Below are 16071 nucleotides of genomic sequence, written 5' to 3' on the forward strand. Positions count from 1 at the left end.
GGAACGAATACCCCTTTCATGCGCTTTTGTGCCCCTCTGGCATGGGACGCGCACCCCGGTGCGAGAAGCTCCACGGCTCATCCGGCGTCGTCCCTGAGCGCGGCGAAGAGCCGCTCGGCGGCGGGCTGGTTCCACGCGAGCCGGTTGCGATCGTCGGGGTGCGGACGGGTGGGAACCGTGGAGAACGTGACCGAGCCGGGCTTGAGCTCCGCCATGCCGCTGGCGATGGCGTACATCGTCCGCAGGTCGAGCCCGGCGTCGGTCCTGACCGATTTCTTCACCTCGGTGAGGAAGGCGAAGAGCGCCGCCGGTTCGCCCATCAGGCCTCTCACCCTCATGACCAGCATGTTCATGAAATGCTGCTGGCGCTTGATCCGCCCCAGATCGGTCCCGTCTCCGAAGTTACGGAGCCGCACGAAGCCCAGCGCCTGCTCACCGTTGAGCAGATGCCTTCCCGCGGGCAGCCGCAGCTTCGCCTTGGGATCGTCCACCGGCCGCGGCAGCGTGACCTCCACCCCGCCGAGCGCGTCGACCATGCCCTTGAACCCGGAGAAACGGATCTCCATCGCGTGGTCGACGTGGATCCCGGTGGTCGACTCGACCGTCTTCCAGGCGCAGGACAGCCCGCCCGTGCGGAACGCCGAGTTGATCATGTCGGTTCTGGCCGGAACCGCCGTCCCGTCCGAGGACTCGCAGGCGGGAATGCGGACGATCGAGTCCCGGGGGATGTTGACGGCCAGGGTCTTCCGCCGGTCGGCGGAGAGGTGCAGCAGGATCATCGTGTCAGCGCGCGCCCCCGCGGCCTCGCGCTGGTCGGGTTTGATCGCCTCGCTGTCGTTCCCGACCACCAGGATGTTGAGGGCCTCCCCCTGCTTGTACGGGCGATCTCCCGACGGGCCCGGCACGGACGGACCGGGGGCGAGCGGGCGCCCGCTCAGGAGCACGACGGGAATGACGGTGACGGCGGCGGTCACCGCCGCGACCAGCGCGAGCATCGGCCAGCCGCGCATCGCGCGGGGCAACCGCCACCGGGAGCGGGCCGAGGTGCGGGCCAGGCCCCGGGGGGAACCGGCCGAGGCGTCGAGCAGGCGCGCACGCTGGCGCGCGAGCGTGGCGGGCGGTTCGTGCTCCAGCTCGCGGCCGAGGTCGCGGAGCATCGTCAGGTCGTCCATGGTCACTCCTCCTCGTGCATCGGATTGCTGTCGCCGAACTCCGCGCGTACCTTCCGTCTGGCCCTGTTCAGGCGGGACCGTACGGTGCCGATCGGGATGTCCAGCGCTCGGGCGACCTCCACGTACGACAGGTCGCTCCAGGCGACCAGCAGCAGGACGTCGCGGTCTCCGGACGAGAGCCCGGCCAGCGCCCGCGCGAGCGCCGGGCGGGACACCTGGGCGGTGACCCCCGCGAGTACCCGGTCGTCGGGGGACTCCGCGACGTCCTCGGCGGGGCTGCGCCGCAGCGCCCGGTAACGGGCGGCCTCGGTGCGGTGGTGCCGGGAGACGAGTCTGGTGGCGATGCCGAAAAGCCACGGCCGGGCGTCGGCGTAGGCCAGGTCGTAGTGGCTCCGGCGTGCGAAGGCGACCAGGAACGTCTCGCCGACCAGGTCTTCGGCGATCTCCGGTCCCAGCCGCCGGGAGACGTACCGGTAGAGCATCCCGGAATAGCGGTCGAACAGCGCCGCGAACGCCTCCGGGCGGGCCCGCGACTCGTCGATGAGGTCGCAGTCGCGGGTTTGGGCGGTGAGTGGCGCGGTCATCGCGGGCACCATGGCATGAAGGCCGGCCTTCCCGTGGGAAAAGTGGTCAGCGATGTATCGCCACCACCTCCCGACCGGGTTCACGCCCCCCGAAGGATCGGCGTGCCGGATCGCGACCGGCCTCACGCTCCGCTGTCCCCCAGATGGCGCCGTGACGCCCAGGATCGAGGGAAAAATCCCCTCAAATACGAAATTACCGGCGATAAAAACGGACGAATTTCATCGCTTCCGGCAAAGCGCCTGCATTATCTAGCACTGGCGTATAACCTCGCGAAGTCTCAACACGCGAAAGAGGAAGTGGCGTGGCAGGATCATGGGCGGAGCTGCCGATAGGGCGCGTCGTGCACGTTCACGGCGCGGACGCCGACGCCATCGCCCTTTCGATCGACCCGCTTCCCGATGACGCTCCGGCGATTGTCACCTACTTCGCGGGCGACACGCAATCCGCGACGGAAATGGTCTCCTCGGTATTGCGCGAGCTGGAAAAAGCCGCCGTCGGCCTGTTCCCGGCGTGGCTGCCGGGCGCGGAGGGCATCGGCGGCCCCGGTGGCGCGAGCGGGCGCGCCATACGCGTGCTCGCACTGCGAACCGCGTCCGCGACCGAGCACTTCGGCCCCTTCCTCGCCGATCTCGCCGAGCGGGCGCTCCGCGGAGCCATGCTCGCCGCGCCTCCCGTGCCACGAGGGGCATCGCGGGAGGCGAGGTCACGGCGCTCCCCCGGATTCGCGGCCGAGGTACGGGCCGCCGGTCTCGGGCGAGTGATCGCCGCCAGCTTCGGCCGGCCCCGCGCGGCGGTCCTCGTGCACGTGCCGGCGGACCTCTCTCCCGCCGCCGAGGAGGCCCTCGTCACGGGGTGCGAATGGCTCGCCCACCACGGTGACCTGGGAGTCTGGCTCACCGGCGCCCCCCTGGCCGCCGTGGACCGGATCGCCGTGACGACCCTGCGGCTGCCGGCCGAGGTGACGGACCTCGTCCGCGACCTACCGGCGCCGACGAAGCCCCGGCCCGACGCCCGTACGGCGCACGTGGCCACGTACCCGGCCGTGGCGGGGAGGCCGCATCCGGCGAGTGTCGCCGAGCGGACGCTGGAAACCGCGCTGGCCACGTGCGACTGGGCGGCGGGGCGGGCGTGGAACCAGACCCACCGACCGCACCCGCTCGTCAACCCCATCCGGGTGGACCTGCTCTGGCGGGACGAGCGGTGCGTCATCGAGATCGACGGGCCCGAGCACCACTCCGCGCTCGCGTACGCGGCGGACCGGCAACGGGACGTACGGCTCCAACTCGACGGTTACGCGGTGCTGCGCTTCACCAACGCGCAGGTCACCACCGATACAGAAACCGTGCTTCACCAGATAAGGCGATTTCTCCGGGGCCGTCGTCCCGGGATGTTGGAAGGACTGGAACATGCCCGATAAAGCACTTTCGCTGCCGGAAATTACCGCGCTCCTGGTGTTGATGGTCGAGGCGAGGGAGATCTCCAATCCGGAGCTCCAGGAACGTCACGGTCTGACGATCACCGGAGACCCGCGCCGGAATTTGAACGAGCTGAAGCTGGTGGAGAGCCGGAAAGGAAGGCGCGGCGCGTTCGTCCACGTGCTGACCGACGCCGGATGGGCCTGCCTGACCGACGAGCTCCGCGCCGGGATCGTCGTCCCGGAGCGCTCGGGCTCGGCGGGGATCGCGCTCCGCGCCGTCCTGTCCGGGGTGCAAGGCTTCATGGAGCGGACCGACCACAGCCTCGCCGACGTCTTCGCGGAAAACCCCGACCCGGCCCCCGCGGCCTCTTCCGACGACCCCGCATCAACACCCGCGGCCTCCCCGGATGACTCCGCGTCCACGACATCCTCGGACGACTCCGCGCCGTCGTCCGTGGCTCCCCCGGTCTCGGTGGCGCCGGACGTCGAGGAGCGCATTCGTGCCGCCTACCGCGAGCTGGCCGCCAAGCCGGGCGCCTGGGTGAGCCTCACGAAAGTCCGTCCGCTCCTGGGTGAGGTGGCCAGGGCGACTGTCGACGAGGCCCTCGTCCGGATGAACCGCATGCCGGACGTGAACATCGTCCCTGAGTCCAACCAGAAGACGCTCTCCAGGGAGGACAGGGACGCGGCGGTGACCATCGGCGCGCAGGAGAAGCACCTCCTCTGGATCGAGGCACGATGACCGACGACGAGCGCAGAGCACTGGCGGAGCTCAAGCTCAGGCTGAACTCGGTGCTGGGCCTCAACGACGTGTGGAACACCTCGCCGTTCCACGTGAAGGGCCTGCACCGGCACACTGGGCAGCTCCTGCTCGACGGGCTGGGCGAGGCCGGGGAGAGCCGCGCCGCGAGCCCGATCGGCGTGGTCGTCCACGGCCAGCGGGGCACGGGCAAGACGCATCTGCTGGGCTGGGCACGCGCGCGGGTCCTGAAAGAGGGCGGATACTTCTTCCTGGTGAGCCTGCTGGACGCCAGGAGCTTTTGGGAGAGCGTCGTGGGGTCGATGCTCGACAGCCTTTCCCGCAGGGCCCAGGAGGACGGGGCGAGCCAGCTCAAGGTCTTCCTGGACCGCCTGTCGTCGCTGGTCGAGGTCCCCCGGATGGTGCGGCGCGCGGTGACCGGGAACACGGCGCTGACGCGGGAGGCCCTCGACGCCTTCATTGAGGCGCTGCACCGCTTCGACGGGCCGCTGTGCCTGGAGAGCCAGAACACCGCGCGGGCGCTCGTCCTCCTCGCCTCCGGCGGCCTGGCGGCCCAGGAGGTCGGATTCGCCTACTTGTCCTCAATCCCCGAGGAGGAGCCGGGTGAGCGCGCCCGGTGGGGCATCCGGCGGGGCGAGAAGTCGTCGCAGGAGATCGTGAGGGACATCTCTCGGCTGATGGCGCTCACCGGCCCCTCCGTGATCGCGGTCGACCAGATCGATACGCTCATCGCGCAGGCCTCGCTCTCCGGCGTCAGCGACTTGGACCAGGACTGGCGTGACGCCCTCATCGTCGAGCAGGTCGCGGGCGGGCTGATGTCGCTGCGGGAGGTCACCCGCAGGACGCTGACGGTCGTCTCCTGCATCCCATCGACGTGGATCCTCATCGAGAAGCTCGCGACCGACACCGTCCAGGACCGGTTCCGGCAGGCGGTCCAGCTCATGACCATTCCCGACGCCAAGATCGGCCGCGCCCTGGTCGAGCGGCGGTTCGCGGCGCCGTTCCGGGAGCTCGGCTTCGAGTTGCCCTACCCGACGTGGCCGGTGCTGCCGTCCGCGTTCGAGGACGCCCCCGACTTCACCCCCCGGGAGTTGCTGAAGGTCGTCGACCAGCACATCCACTCCTGCCTGGTCAACGGCGAGGTCAGGGAGCTGGAGAGCCTGCACGCCTCCTCCGCCACGGACCCGACTCCTCTCCACAAGCCCCCCGTGCCCTTGCAGGAGCTCGCGGCGCTGGACGCCCGCTTCGCCGAGCTGAGGGACGCGGCGGACGTGTCCTCGGCGACCGGTTCCGCCACCGAGGACACAACGATGCCCGCGCTGCTGTCGGCGGGGTTCAAGGCCTGGATCGTCGAGCGGGGCGAGGCGGGACGGGTGTTCAGCCAGGACCCCCCGCCGAGCGCGAAGCCTCCCCTGCACGCGCGCCTGCGGCGCAGCCTGGACGAGATCACCGAGGACGAGGCGCACTGGTGCTTCCGCGCGATCGCCACCACGCACGCCAACGCCGCGCTGGTCCGCCTGCGCGGCGCCTCGGTGGCGGCGGGCCTGGACGCCGAGGTCCCGAAGCGGAAACTGTTCGTGCTGCGGAACGCGGAGTGGGCGAAGGGGCCGCGCACCCGCGAGGCCCTCGCGGAGTTCGAGCGGGCGGGCGGCAGGGTGCTCCGCGTGGACGACGAGGACCTCAGGATCCTCGCGGCGCTCCGCGACCTGTTCGCCGAGGACCCCGCGAACTTGCGGGCGTGGCTCGTCTCGCGGAAGCCCACCGGTGACGTCAAGGTGCTCGGCGAGGCGCTGGGGGACGGGTGGACCGTTCCCGGTGAGCGACCCGATCCCGACGGGCCGTCTTCCCCCGCCGCCTCCGACGAGCCGTTCGGCCACGTCGTTTCCGATGAGCCTTCCGGTCGCGCCGCTTCCGAAGGAGACGAGGCACCGGGGCACGCCACCGTACGCGTCGAGGCCGAGCCCGGACGCACCGCCACCGGAGAACCCTCCTCCTCGACGGTCGCGGGACCCGGCGCGAAGCCCCGTACGAGGTCCGGCGCGAGCCACGCGCCGTCCGTCACCCTCGGCAGGACGGTGGCCGACGGCGCACCCCTCGACATCGACCTGGAGTCGCTCAGGAAACACACCGCGATCTTCGCCGGATCCGGGTCGGGGAAGACCGTGCTCATCCGCGGCCTGATCGAGAGGTGCGCGCTCCAGGGCGTGTCGGCCATCGTGCTCGATCCCAACAACGACCTGGCACGTCTGGGAGACCCGTGGCCGCACGCGCCGGCGCACTGGGACGACGGTGACGCGGCGAGGGCCGAGGAATACCTGGCCGGGACCGACGTCGTGATCTGGACGCCGCGCCGCAGCATGGGACGTCCCCTCAGCTTCCAGCCACTGCCCGACTTCGCGAGCGTCGTCGACAACCCCGACGAGTTCACCGAGGCCGTGGAGGTCGCCGTCGCGTCCATCGTGCCGCGGGTCAAGCTGGACGCGAGAACGACCAAGGCCCAGCTCGGGCAGGCGGTGCTCAGGGAGACGCTCAGGCACTACGGGAGGCAGGGGGCGAGCAGCCTCAGGGGTTACATCGCGCTGTTGTCGGCACTGCCCGACGGGGTGAGCGAGCTCGACAACGCGGAGAAGATCGCGGCCGAGCTGGCCCAGAGCCTGACCGCGGCCATGGTCAACGACCCGATGTTCGGTGGTGAGGGCACGCCGATGGACCCCGGACTCCTGCTGACCCCTCCCCCGGGGAAGAAGGCCCGCGTCTCGGTGATCAGTCTCGTCGGGCTGCAGTCGGACTACCAGCGGCAGAGCTTCGTGAACCAGCTGCAGATGGCCCTGTTCGCCTGGATCAAGAAGAACCCGGCCGGTGACCGGCCGCTGGGCGGGCTGTTCGTGATGGACGAGGCCCAGACGTTCGCGCCGTCCGGCATGATGACGGCCTGCACGCAGAGCACGCTGGCACTCGCCTCCCAGGCCCGCAAGTACGGGCTCGGTCTCGTGTTCGCGACCCAGGCCCCCAAGGGACTGCACAACCGGATTCCGGGGAACGCCGCGACCCAGTTCTTCGGCCTGCTGAACAGCCCGATCCAGATCTCCGCCGCGCGGGAGATGGCCCAGGCCAAGGGAAGTGACGTCACCGACATCTCACGGCTGAGGACGGGTGAGTTCTACGCGGCGACCGAGGGGGCGACGTTCGCGAAGGTGCGGATCCCGCTGTGCCTGAGCCACCATCCCAAGGACCCGCTCAGTACCGAGGAGGTCATCAAGAGGGCCGGAAAACCGGCGGCGAGCTCCGAATAGCCTCCCCGCGAATCGCGCCGACCGCGCCGACCCCGCCGGGGCGGACCTCGCCGATCCCGCCGATCCCGCCGAGGCTGGTCGTCAACCGGTCTCCGTCTCGCGGTCACCGATCGAACGGTCGCCGATCGAGCGCAGGACGGCGTCGGGGACGACGAGGTCGGCGCGGGGGCGGGTGGTGGCGATGAGGTCGGCGTTGCGCTGGTCGGTTCCCAGGGCCCAGGCCACGGCGGCGTCGGGGTCCTTGCCGAAGCGCTCGTGCCGGGAGACGAGGCGGCGCACGCGCTCGTCCGGGTCGAGGTCGCAGTACCAGACCTCGTGGAGCCCGGCTCGCACGCGTGCCCAGTCGCCCTGGTCGAGCAGCAGGTAGTTCCCCTCGGTGACGACGAGCCGGGCGGCCCGGTGGACCGGGACGCTGCCCGCGATCGGCTGTTCCAGGTCGCGCGCGAACGCGGGCGCGTAGATCACGTCGTCCTCGTCCTCGCGCAGGCGGCGGAGGAGGGCCGCGTACCCGGCGGCGTCGAAGGTGTCCGGGGCACCCTTGCGGTCGCGGCGCCCGAGCCGGTCGAGTTCGACGTCGGCGAGGTGGAAGCCGTCCATCGGCACGTACGCCACCCACTCCCGCTCCGGCAGGCCCTCGGGGGGCACCGGCCGCAGCAGGCGGACCAGGTGTTCGGCGAGGGTGGTCTTGCCCGCCCCCGGGCCGCCGGTGACGCCGAGCAGCGCGCGGTGCCCCTCCCGTACGAGGGAGCGTGCCCGGACCACCAGGTCGTCGAGGGAGGTCATCGGGGCCGGCCCGCGCGGAGCCGGTCGTCCCGGGCCGGGGCGGCCGAGGTGATCGTCATCGAACGAACGTAGCCGAGCCGCTCGCCGACATCCAGAGCGGCCTGTACGCCTCGACGATGCGGTGCAACACTTTCGGTCTCTTCGCCGTCCTAGGTCATGACAATGGAGAAGAGGCGACAATTGGACGACGAATCCGGCTTTGACGACTTCGTGGCCGAACGGGGCGAGACGCTGCTCCGCTACGCGTACGTCCTGACCGGCAATCCCCACGACGCCGCCGACCTCACGCAGGATGTGCTGATCCGGTTGCGCGACGCCTGGCCGAGAGTGCGGCGCAAGACCGACGCGCACGGCTACGCCCGGACGACGATGGCGCGGCTGCACATCAGCATCTGGCGCCGGCGCAGGCGTGAACACCTCACCGGGGAGCCGCCCGAGCGGACCTGGGAGGCGGTCTTCCCCTCCGACGAGGATCAGGGACTCTGGCGGGAACTGGCCGTGCTGCCCCGCAGACAGCGCGCCGTGCTGGTGCTCCGCTACTACGAGCAGCTGGCCGACGCCGAGATCGCCGAGGTGCTCCGCATCTCCCAGGGGACCGTGCGCAGCCAGGCCTCCCGTGGCCTGAACAAGCTGCGATCCTCCCTCTCCAACTCATCCAACTCACCGGCGGCCTATGGGAGCACGCGATGACCGACATCGAAGACAAGCTGCGTCGCATCCTCTCCGAAGCCGCGGACCAGGTGCCCGAGCGGGCGCGGGTCAGGCTGTCCGCGACGGTCAGGGCACGCCATCACCCCCGGCGGGCGCCCGCCGCACTCCTCGCGGCGGCGGCCGTGGTCATGGTGGCCGGTGGGGCGGGTACAGCGGTGCGGACCCTGGGCGCGTCGGCCGTGCACCAGCCCGCGGCGAACGCCACGGACACGCAGGGACCGACGTCGCGGCCGACCCCGCTACCGGAGGAGAAGCTGCCGCCACCCATCGAACAGGTATGGCCGCGGGCCCTGCACAAGATCCCTGCCAAGCTGCCCGACGGCCGCGCTTACTACCCGGAGTTGCTTCTCGACGATCGGACGCTGGTCGTCATAACGGGAGCGCTCGACGGGAAAAGGCAGTTCCTGTGGAGCTACGACCTGGAGAGCGGCAAGCCCCGGCGGATCACCGAGATCCCGACCCGGAATTCGACGCTCTACGCCAACGACGTCACCGCGGGCGGCGGGAACATCGTCTGGTGGGCGTCGTACAAGGAGCCGGGCAAGCAGCGGGTCGCCCGGATCTGGGCGGTGCCGACCGGCGGCGGAGCCCCTCGGAAAGTGACCGACGTTCCGCTGAAGGACATCATGAAGAAGGGCCACATCCGGGCACTGGAAGTGGTGGGCTCGGAGGTGGTCTTCTCCCGCGAGAGCGGCGGGGTGTACCGGGCGCCGCTGCGCGGCGGCGAGTCCCGGCTGGTGCCGGGCACCGAGGGGCAGCACCTCCTGCGGTGGCCCTGGGTGGGCCGCCACGCCAGGCAGGCCGTCTTCGTCAAGCTGTTCAATGTCGAGACGCGGGAGCGGCGCGACGCCGTGGTCAAGCCCGGCGAGCACTCCGTCAGGTGCGGCGTCACCCGCTGCTACGGCCAGAGCCCGCCCGACGGGTCCGAACCACGTATCTTCGTCCGCGACCGCGACGGTTCCCGGGAGCGGGCGCTGCCCGCCAGGGTCCAGCTAGGTGACGATCCCGGCCTGGAGCGGTTCCACAAGAGGACATTCGCCAAAGGTGTCGTCCTTTACGACCTGGTCACCGGCAGGTCCGCCGATCTGGGCGTGCGACGGGACAAGGATGGACGCATGGGCATTCCCAACGGCGGCTTCGACCGGCTGATGGCCTATCAGGTCGGCAAGAAGATGTACGTCGTGGACCTGGCGGCCATCAAGTAGCGGAGGGGCCGGGGCTCACGCCCGGACCCGGCCGTCTCCTTCCGGGGAGACGGCCGAGCAGGCCTCACGGCAGAGGACAACAGGACGCTCCCCGGGCAGGTCTCACGGCAGAGGACAGCCGGACGCTCCCCTGGCAGATCTCACGACCGGGGTCAACCTCGACCGGGCTCTCCTCAAACCGGCTCGGGGGCGACCGGGCTCTCCCCTGGCAGGCTCGCGGCCGAAACGGCCCCGGGACGAGCCGAAGCCAGCCGAGTCGGCCGGGCGCGCCCGGGCTCGGTGGGGCTCGGCCGGGCGCGCCCGGGAATCAGCCGGAGTCGGCGTTGAAGGACAGCTCCGAGGTCACCCGGTAGCGGTCGCCGCGGTAGATCGAGCGGGTGAACTCGACGATCCGGCCGCCGACGTCGCGGGTGGTGCGCTCGAAGAGCAGGGCCGGGGCGTGCTGGGGGACGTGGAGGAGCTCGGCCTCGGTCTCGTCGGTCACGGTGGGCTCTATCGTCTGCACGGCGGTGCGGACGTCGACGTTGAAACGTTCCCGCAGGAGCCGGTAGAACGAGCCCGACTCCATGTCGGCCGGGACCAGGCCGTCGACCAGGGCGTACGGCAGGTGGATGCGCTCGATCGCCATGGGCTCGTCGTCGACGACGCGCAGCCGCACGACCCTCAGGACGGGGTCGGCGGGCGAGAGCTGGAGCCGGGTGGCGAGCCGGGCGCCCGCGGGGGTGGAACCGAACTCCAGGATCCGGCTGAGCCAGTTGCCCTCGGCGGGCGGCGCGTAGAACGAGTTGCCCGTGGTCGAGGCGAGCGCCTGGGTGACCCGGTGCGGGCCGGTGAACGTGCCGCGCCCGTGCTCGCGGACGAGCAGCCCCGACATGACCAGATCGTCGATCGCCGCGCGCACCGTGGGCCGGGAGACTCCGAGCTCCCTGCAGAGATCCCGCTCGGAGGGGATCGCCTCGCCCGGCTTCATGTCGGCGATGAAGTCGAGCAGGACGTCGCGCACCCGGTCGCGCTTGAGCCCGGACCTCATGTTTAGAGTCACCACCACACCTTACCAAGACCTTACCTATTTGTTACCTGTCATCCCGGAAAAAACAGGCCTTGACGTCGGAAGTGGTAAGAGCCACCCTATGCGGAGCAGGCCAATTACTTACCAATATCTGACCTCTGGGAGTACCGATGGGGTACCGCCTCCGCGCCACCGCGGCAGTGTTGACACTCGCCGCAGGCCTCACCGCATGCGGCTCCTCCGAGCCGTCCCCCTCCGCGGACTCACCCGGTTCGGCCGGTACCGGGCAGGGCTCCACGAACCTCACCGTGTGGGTCATGCGGGACAGCTTCTCCGACGCCCTGCTCGACCGCTTCCGCACCGACTACCAGGCGGCCCACCCCGGCGTCGCCCTCGACATCCAGATCCAGGAGTGGGACGGCATCGGCCAGAAGGTCACCAGCGCCCTAGCCAGCAACGACGCCCCGGACGTCATCGAGGTCGGGAACACCCAGGTCGCCGAGTACGCCGCCAGCGGCGGGGTGAAGGACCTCACCGACAAGATCACCGACCTGGGCGGCGGCGACTGGCTGCCCGGCCTGGCGGAACCGGGCAAGATCGACGGACGCCAGTACGGCATCCCGTGGTACGCCGCGAACCGGGTGGTCATCTACAACAAGGACCTGTTCGCCAAGGCCTCGATCACCTCCCCGCCCAAGACCAGGGACGAGTGGCTGGAGGTCACGGCCAAGCTCAACAAGGGCGGCGACCAGGGCATCTACCTGCCCGGCCAGAACTGGTACACCCTCGCGGGGTTCATCTGGGACGAGGGCGGCGACCTCGCGGTCAACGAGGGCGGCACCTGGAAGGGCGGCCTCGGCACCCCCCAGGCGCTGGCCGGGGTCGAGTTCTACCGAAAGCTCCAGGCGCTGGGCAAGGGCCCCAAGGACTCCGACGAGGCCAAGCCGCCGCAGGCCGACGTCTTCGCCAAGGGCGACGTCGCCCAGATCATCTTCACCCCGGGTGGCGCGGTGGCGATCGAGAAGGCCAACCCGGAGCTCAAGGGCAAACTCGGTTTCTTCCCGATCCCCGGCAAGACCGCCGACAAGCCGGGCGCGGTGTTCACCGGCGGCTCCGACCTGGTCATCCCCGAGGCCTCGAAGAACCCCGAGGCGGCGTACGAGGTGGTCAAGGCGCTGGCGGGTGAGAAGTTCCAGGTCGACATGGCCAAGGAGATGAGCTACGTGCCCAACCGCGTCTCCCTGGCGAGCGTGCTGGACGGCAACGAGGCGACGGCCGCGATGGCCGCGGGCGCCGCCAACGGGCACGCCACCCCCAACTCCCCCAACTGGGCGGCGGTCGAGGCCAAGAACCTGATCAAGGAGTACCTGACCAAGGTGCTCACCGGGGGCACCCCCGCCACCGAGGCCGCCACGGTGGACCAGGGCATCGCCGAGATCCTCAACACCAAGTCCTGATCCCCGCCCGGAGCGGGCACCCGTTCCCCGCGTCGGCCATCGGCTCGGCACACCGGCCCACGAGACCCACGCCCACCCCGTATCGGCACCGGCCCGTGGAACCCATGCCGGACCTCACCCACCGGCACCGGCTCACGAGGGGCCCGGACCGGATCCCCACCCCACCCGTACCGCTCGCCCGCCCCGAGGAGTGCCATGCCCGCTGCCCCCCAGGCCCCGACCGGGCGCCCGACACGGCGGCGCGCCCGCGACCGGGACGCCTCCGCCCCGGGACAGCTCGAACCACCCGGGCGACCCGGGCGACCCGGACCGGACGCGGCGCGATCAAAGGCGCGATCCACGGCCCGATCCGGGGCGCGGCCGTCCCGGCTCACCGGCCTCTGGCCCTACCTGCTGATCGTGCCCACCCTCGCGGGCACCGCCTACCTGCTGCTCTACCCGCTGATCCGCAGCGTCGTCATCTCCTTCCAGCACTTCAGGACCGGCGAGCTGATCCGCGGCGGGGCGGAGTTCGTCGGCCTGGACAACTACGCGGAGGTGCTCGGCGGGGCGGAGTTCTGGGCCGTGGTGCGCAGGACCCTGATCTGGACGGCCGTCAACGTCGTCCTGATCATGGTCATCTCCACCGCGGTGGCCCTGATGATCGCCCGTCTGGGCCGGGGGATGCGCCTGGCCGTGCTGGGCGGCCTGGTACTCACCTGGGCCACCCCCGTCCTCGCCGCCACCACGATCTTCCAGTGGTTGTTCCAGTCGCGGCTGGGGGTGGTCAACTGGCTGCTGGTCACGCTGGGGTTCGAGTCCTTCAGGGACTACACCTGGTTCGCCGACGGCACGTCCACCTTCGCCATCCTGGTCGCCCTGGTCGTCTGGCAGTCCGTGCCGTTCGCCGCCCTCACCCTCTACGCGGGCCTGACCACCATCCCCTCCGAGCTGTACGAGGCCGCGCGAATCGACGGCGCGAGCGGGCGGCAGGTCTTCACCGCCGTCACCTTCCCCATCCTGCGACCGCTCTTCGGCCTGATCACCTCGCTGGAGGTGATCTGGGTGTTCAAGTGCTTCGCCCAGATCTGGGCGATCAGCAAGGGCGGGCCGGGAGAGGCCACCACCACGCTGCCCGTCTACGCGTTCCAGGTCGCGCAGTCACTCCACAAGTACGACCTCGGCTCGGCGATCTCCACTCTCACCGTGCTGATCCTGATCGCCCTGCTGATCACCCACCTCCGGCGGATGCTCAAGCACGAAGGGGAGGAACTGTGACCACCCCGAGGCCTGGCCGACCGGCACCCGGCCGCGCACTGCCCGGCCGCCTGACATCCGGCCACCTGACACCCGCCCGCCTGCTGCGCCGCGCGCCGCTGAACCTGGCGGCCCTGGCCGTGCTGGCCGTCTCGGTCTTCCCCGTCTACTGGATGGTGCTGACCGCGTTCAAGCCCACCCGGGACATCCAGTCGCAGACCCCGACCTTCTGGCCCGCCCATCCCACCCTGGAGCACTTCGCGACCGCGGTGAGCGCGGACGGTTTCTGGACGTTCTGGCGTAACAGCCTCGCCGTCACCGCGAGCGCGGTACTGCTCGCCCTGGTGGTCGCGCTGCTCGCCGCGTTCGCGGTGGCCCGGATGCGCTGGCGCGGGCGCAAGGCGTTCATCCTGATGGTCTTCATCGCCCAGATGGCCCCGTGGGAGGCGCTGCTGGTGTCGATGTTCATCATCGCCCGCGATACCGACATGCTCGACAAGCTGTCGATGCTCACCCTGATCTACTTCATGACGACGCTGCCGTTCACCATCGTGACCCTGCGCGGGTTCCTCGCCGCCATCCCTCCCGAGTTGGAGGAGGCCGCGCTGATGGACGGGTGCGACCGGGCCGCCGCCTTCCGCCGGGTGGTCCTGCCGCTGCTCGCCCCCGGCCTGATGTCCACCTGTCTGTTCGGCTTCATCACCGCGTGGAACGAGTTCGCCTTCGCCAACGCGCTGATCATCAAGAACCAGGACGACCGGACCCTCCCCGTCTGGCTCTCCTCCTTCAGCAACGTCTTCGGCACCGACTGGGGAGCCACCATGGCCGCCTCGACCCTCTTCATGCTGCCGGTACTGCTGATCTTCCTCGTCCTGCAGCGCAGGGTCACCTCGGGAATGATCGCCGGCGCCGTCAAGGGGTGAGCGGGGCGGCGGCCCCGCCGACCGGCCACCCGCGTCCGCACACCCGAGGTCCGCCCTCGGACCCGGAAGGTCCGCCACGCCCTTTTACCGTCACGTCCTCTCACCGTCACGTCCTCTCACCGTCACGTCCTCTCACCGCCATGCCCCTCCCACCGCCATGCCCTCCCACCGTCCGTCCACAGGCGTGCCCTCCCGGGGCGCCGTGAAGGGAAACCAACGTGATCATTCCGAGGCCACGGGAAGTGGCCGTCGACGGGGGCTCCGTCGCGTTCCAGCGGGACCTCCTGCGGCTGATGCCCGACGACCCGTCCCTCGGCGAGGAGGGCTACCGCCTCGACGTCTCCCCCTCCGGTGTCGAGCTCACCTCCGGCGGCCCGGCCGGCCGCTTCTACGGCTCGCGGACCCTCTCCCAGCTGGGGCCGCTGATCCCGTACGGGACGATCGAGGACCGGCCGAGGTTCGCCTGGCGCGGGGTGATGCTGGACGTCGCCCGGCACTTCATGCCCAAGGCGTTCGTCCTGCGCCTCGTCGACCTGCTCGCCGAGCACAAGCTCAACGTGCTGCACCTGCACCTGACCGACGACCAGGGATGGCGCCTGGAGATCGAGCGCTACCCCCTGCTCACCGAGGTCGGCGCGCGGCGCGGCGGTTTCTACACACGGGAGGACGTGCGGGAGATCGTCGCGTACGCGGCGGAGCGCTTCGTCACCGTGGTGCCCGAGATCGAGATGCCCGGCCACGCCCAGGCCGCCATCGCCGCCTACCCGCACCTCGGCAACGACCCGTCCCGCGAGGTGGAGGTCTGGTCGGAGTGGGGGATCAGCGAGCACGTCCTCAACCTTGAGGAGTCCACCGTCCGCTTCTGCCAGGACGTGCTCGACGAGGTCTTCGAGCTCTTCCCGAGCCCGTACGTGCACGTCGGAGGGGACGAGTGCCCCACCGCCGAGTGGGAGCGCAGTCCCCGGGCGCGGCGGAGGCTGGCGGAGCTGGGGCTGGCGGGGCCTCAGGAGGCGTGCGCCTGGTTCATCGGCCGGATGGCCGCGCACCTGGAGAAGCACTCGCGCAAGCTGGTCTGCTGGGACGAGCCGGACCGCGAGCCCACTCCCGGCACGACCGTGATGGTCTGGCGCGACGAGCAGGCCGAGCGCGGCGGCAACGACATCATCCTGGCGCCGCACACGCGGACCTACTTCGACTACCGCCCCTCGGCCGCGCCCTTCGACGACCAGCCGGCCGACCCCGACCGGCCGACCGTCCAGGAGCGCGTCCTCACCCTGGCCGACACCTACGCGTTCGCACCCGACCCGGCCGCGCGGGGCGTGCAGTGCCAGCTGTGGACCGAGTACATGCCCACGCCCGAACGGGTCGAGTTCATGGCCCTGCCCAGGATGTGCGCCTTCGCCGAGGTCGCCTGGGGATCGCCCGGCGACTACCCCGACTTTCTCCGGCGGCTCGGCCCGCACCTCGCCCGGCTCAGCGCCCAGGGCGTTCGCGGCGGCCCGCTCATCCCCTGAAACCCC

13 protein-coding genes are annotated in these 16071 nt (G+C 70.6%); 9 read left to right on the forward strand and 4 right to left on the reverse strand.

Annotated elements, in window-relative coordinates; genetic code table 11:
• Window positions 1–77: 77 nt before the first annotated feature.
• Both OG587_RS05270 and OG587_RS05275 read right to left on the reverse strand, forming a co-directional pair.
• A complete protein-coding gene (locus OG587_RS05270; protein ID WP_329087401.1) occupies window positions 78–1172 on the reverse strand; it encodes an LCP family protein in 1095 nt (364 codons plus the stop codon).
• 2 nt (window positions 1173–1174) lie between these two features.
• On the reverse strand, window positions 1175–1756 hold the full coding sequence (locus OG587_RS05275) for an RNA polymerase sigma factor (RefSeq protein ID WP_329087403.1): 582 nt from the start codon (window positions 1754–1756) through the stop codon (window positions 1175–1177).
• A 302-nt stretch (window positions 1757–2058) separates the two neighbouring features.
• On the opposite strand from OG587_RS05275, the gene OG587_RS05280 reads away from it, so the two are divergent.
• Genes OG587_RS05280 through OG587_RS05290 form a run of 3 tightly spaced genes read left to right on the forward strand, consistent with a single transcriptional unit; the run spans window position 2059 to window position 7227 of the window.
• Window positions 2059–3174, forward strand: coding sequence for a DUF559 domain-containing protein (locus tag OG587_RS05280; protein ID WP_329087405.1), 1116 nt, complete (start codon window positions 2059–2061; stop codon window positions 3172–3174).
• Window positions 3164–3916 (forward strand): hypothetical protein, encoded by a 753-nt coding sequence (locus OG587_RS05285; protein ID WP_329087407.1) that lies wholly within the window; start codon window positions 3164–3166, stop codon window positions 3914–3916. The genes OG587_RS05280 and OG587_RS05285 overlap by 11 nt, the downstream gene beginning before the upstream one ends.
• On the forward strand, window positions 3913–7227 hold the full coding sequence (locus OG587_RS05290) for a helicase HerA domain-containing protein (protein ID WP_329087408.1): 3315 nt from the start codon (window positions 3913–3915) through the stop codon (window positions 7225–7227). Before OG587_RS05285 ends, OG587_RS05290 begins: the two co-directional genes overlap by 4 nt.
• 81 nt (window positions 7228–7308) lie before the next feature.
• Here OG587_RS05290 and OG587_RS05295 read toward each other — a convergent pair whose 3' ends face one another.
• The gene (locus OG587_RS05295; protein WP_329087410.1) at window positions 7309–8010 is read right to left on the reverse strand and encodes a nucleoside/nucleotide kinase family protein; all 702 of its coding nucleotides are present in this window, start codon (window positions 8008–8010) and stop codon (window positions 7309–7311) included.
• A 180-nt stretch (window positions 8011–8190) separates the two neighbouring features.
• On the opposite strand from OG587_RS05295, the gene OG587_RS05300 reads away from it, so the two are divergent.
• Both OG587_RS05300 and OG587_RS05305 read left to right on the forward strand, forming a co-directional pair.
• Complete coding sequence (locus OG587_RS05300) at window positions 8191–8700, forward strand: SigE family RNA polymerase sigma factor (protein ID WP_329087412.1); 510 nt, start codon at window positions 8191–8193, stop codon at window positions 8698–8700.
• Window positions 8697–9926, forward strand: a complete 1230-nt coding sequence (locus OG587_RS05305) for a TolB family protein (RefSeq protein ID WP_329087414.1) — start codon at window positions 8697–8699, stop codon at window positions 9924–9926. Before OG587_RS05300 ends, OG587_RS05305 begins: the two co-directional genes overlap by 4 nt.
• A gap of 307 nt (window positions 9927–10233) precedes the next feature.
• Here OG587_RS05305 and OG587_RS05310 read toward each other — a convergent pair whose 3' ends face one another.
• Entirely contained in the window at window positions 10234–10968 is a 735-nt protein-coding gene (locus OG587_RS05310; RefSeq protein ID WP_329087415.1) for a GntR family transcriptional regulator, read from the reverse strand.
• A 284-nt stretch (window positions 10969–11252) separates the two neighbouring features.
• Here OG587_RS05310 and OG587_RS05315 point away from each other — a divergent pair, with 284 nt between their 5' ends.
• From OG587_RS05315 to OG587_RS05330, 4 genes are all read left to right on the forward strand, one after another.
• Entirely contained in the window at window positions 11253–12392 is a 1140-nt protein-coding gene (locus OG587_RS05315) for an extracellular solute-binding protein (RefSeq protein ID WP_329087416.1), read from the forward strand.
• A 195-nt stretch (window positions 12393–12587) separates the two neighbouring features.
• Window positions 12588–13649: a carbohydrate ABC transporter permease gene (locus OG587_RS05320; RefSeq protein WP_329087417.1), complete on the forward strand. Its 1062-nt coding sequence runs from the start codon at window positions 12588–12590 to the stop codon at window positions 13647–13649.
• A complete protein-coding gene (locus OG587_RS05325; RefSeq protein WP_329087418.1) occupies window positions 13646–14551 on the forward strand; it encodes a carbohydrate ABC transporter permease in 906 nt (301 codons plus the stop codon). The genes OG587_RS05320 and OG587_RS05325 overlap by 4 nt, the downstream gene beginning before the upstream one ends.
• 218 nt (window positions 14552–14769) lie before the next feature.
• Window positions 14770–16065 carry a beta-N-acetylhexosaminidase gene (locus OG587_RS05330; RefSeq protein ID WP_329087419.1) on the forward strand — a complete coding sequence of 432 codons (1296 nt, stop codon included), beginning with the start codon at window positions 14770–14772 and terminating at the stop codon, window positions 16063–16065.
• Window positions 16066–16071 lie beyond the last annotated feature (6 nt).

This window comes from Streptosporangium sp. NBC_01469 (genome assembly GCF_036227305.1).
Taxonomy (GTDB): Bacteria; Actinomycetota; Actinomycetes; order Streptosporangiales; family Streptosporangiaceae; genus Streptosporangium.

Coding starts and splice junctions, on each gene's coding strand:
- OG587_RS05270 (WP_329087401.1), bottom strand. CDS start 1,172: ATGGACGACCTGACGATGCTCCGCGACCTCGGCCGCGAGCTGGAGCAC.
- OG587_RS05275 (WP_329087403.1), bottom strand. CDS start 1,756: ATGACCGCGCCACTCACCGCCCAAACCCGCGACTGCGACCTCATCGAC.
- OG587_RS05285 (WP_329087407.1), top strand. CDS start 3,164: ATGCCCGATAAAGCACTTTCGCTGCCGGAAATTACCGCGCTCCTGGTG.
- OG587_RS05290 (WP_329087408.1), top strand. CDS start 3,913: ATGACCGACGACGAGCGCAGAGCACTGGCGGAGCTCAAGCTCAGGCTG.
- OG587_RS05295 (WP_329087410.1), bottom strand. CDS start 8,010: ATGACCTCCCTCGACGACCTGGTGGTCCGGGCACGCTCCCTCGTACGG.
- OG587_RS05305 (WP_329087414.1), top strand. CDS start 8,697: ATGACCGACATCGAAGACAAGCTGCGTCGCATCCTCTCCGAAGCCGCG.
- OG587_RS05315 (WP_329087416.1), top strand. CDS start 11,253: ATGCGGGACAGCTTCTCCGACGCCCTGCTCGACCGCTTCCGCACCGAC.
- OG587_RS05320 (WP_329087417.1), top strand. CDS start 12,588: ATGCCCGCTGCCCCCCAGGCCCCGACCGGGCGCCCGACACGGCGGCGC.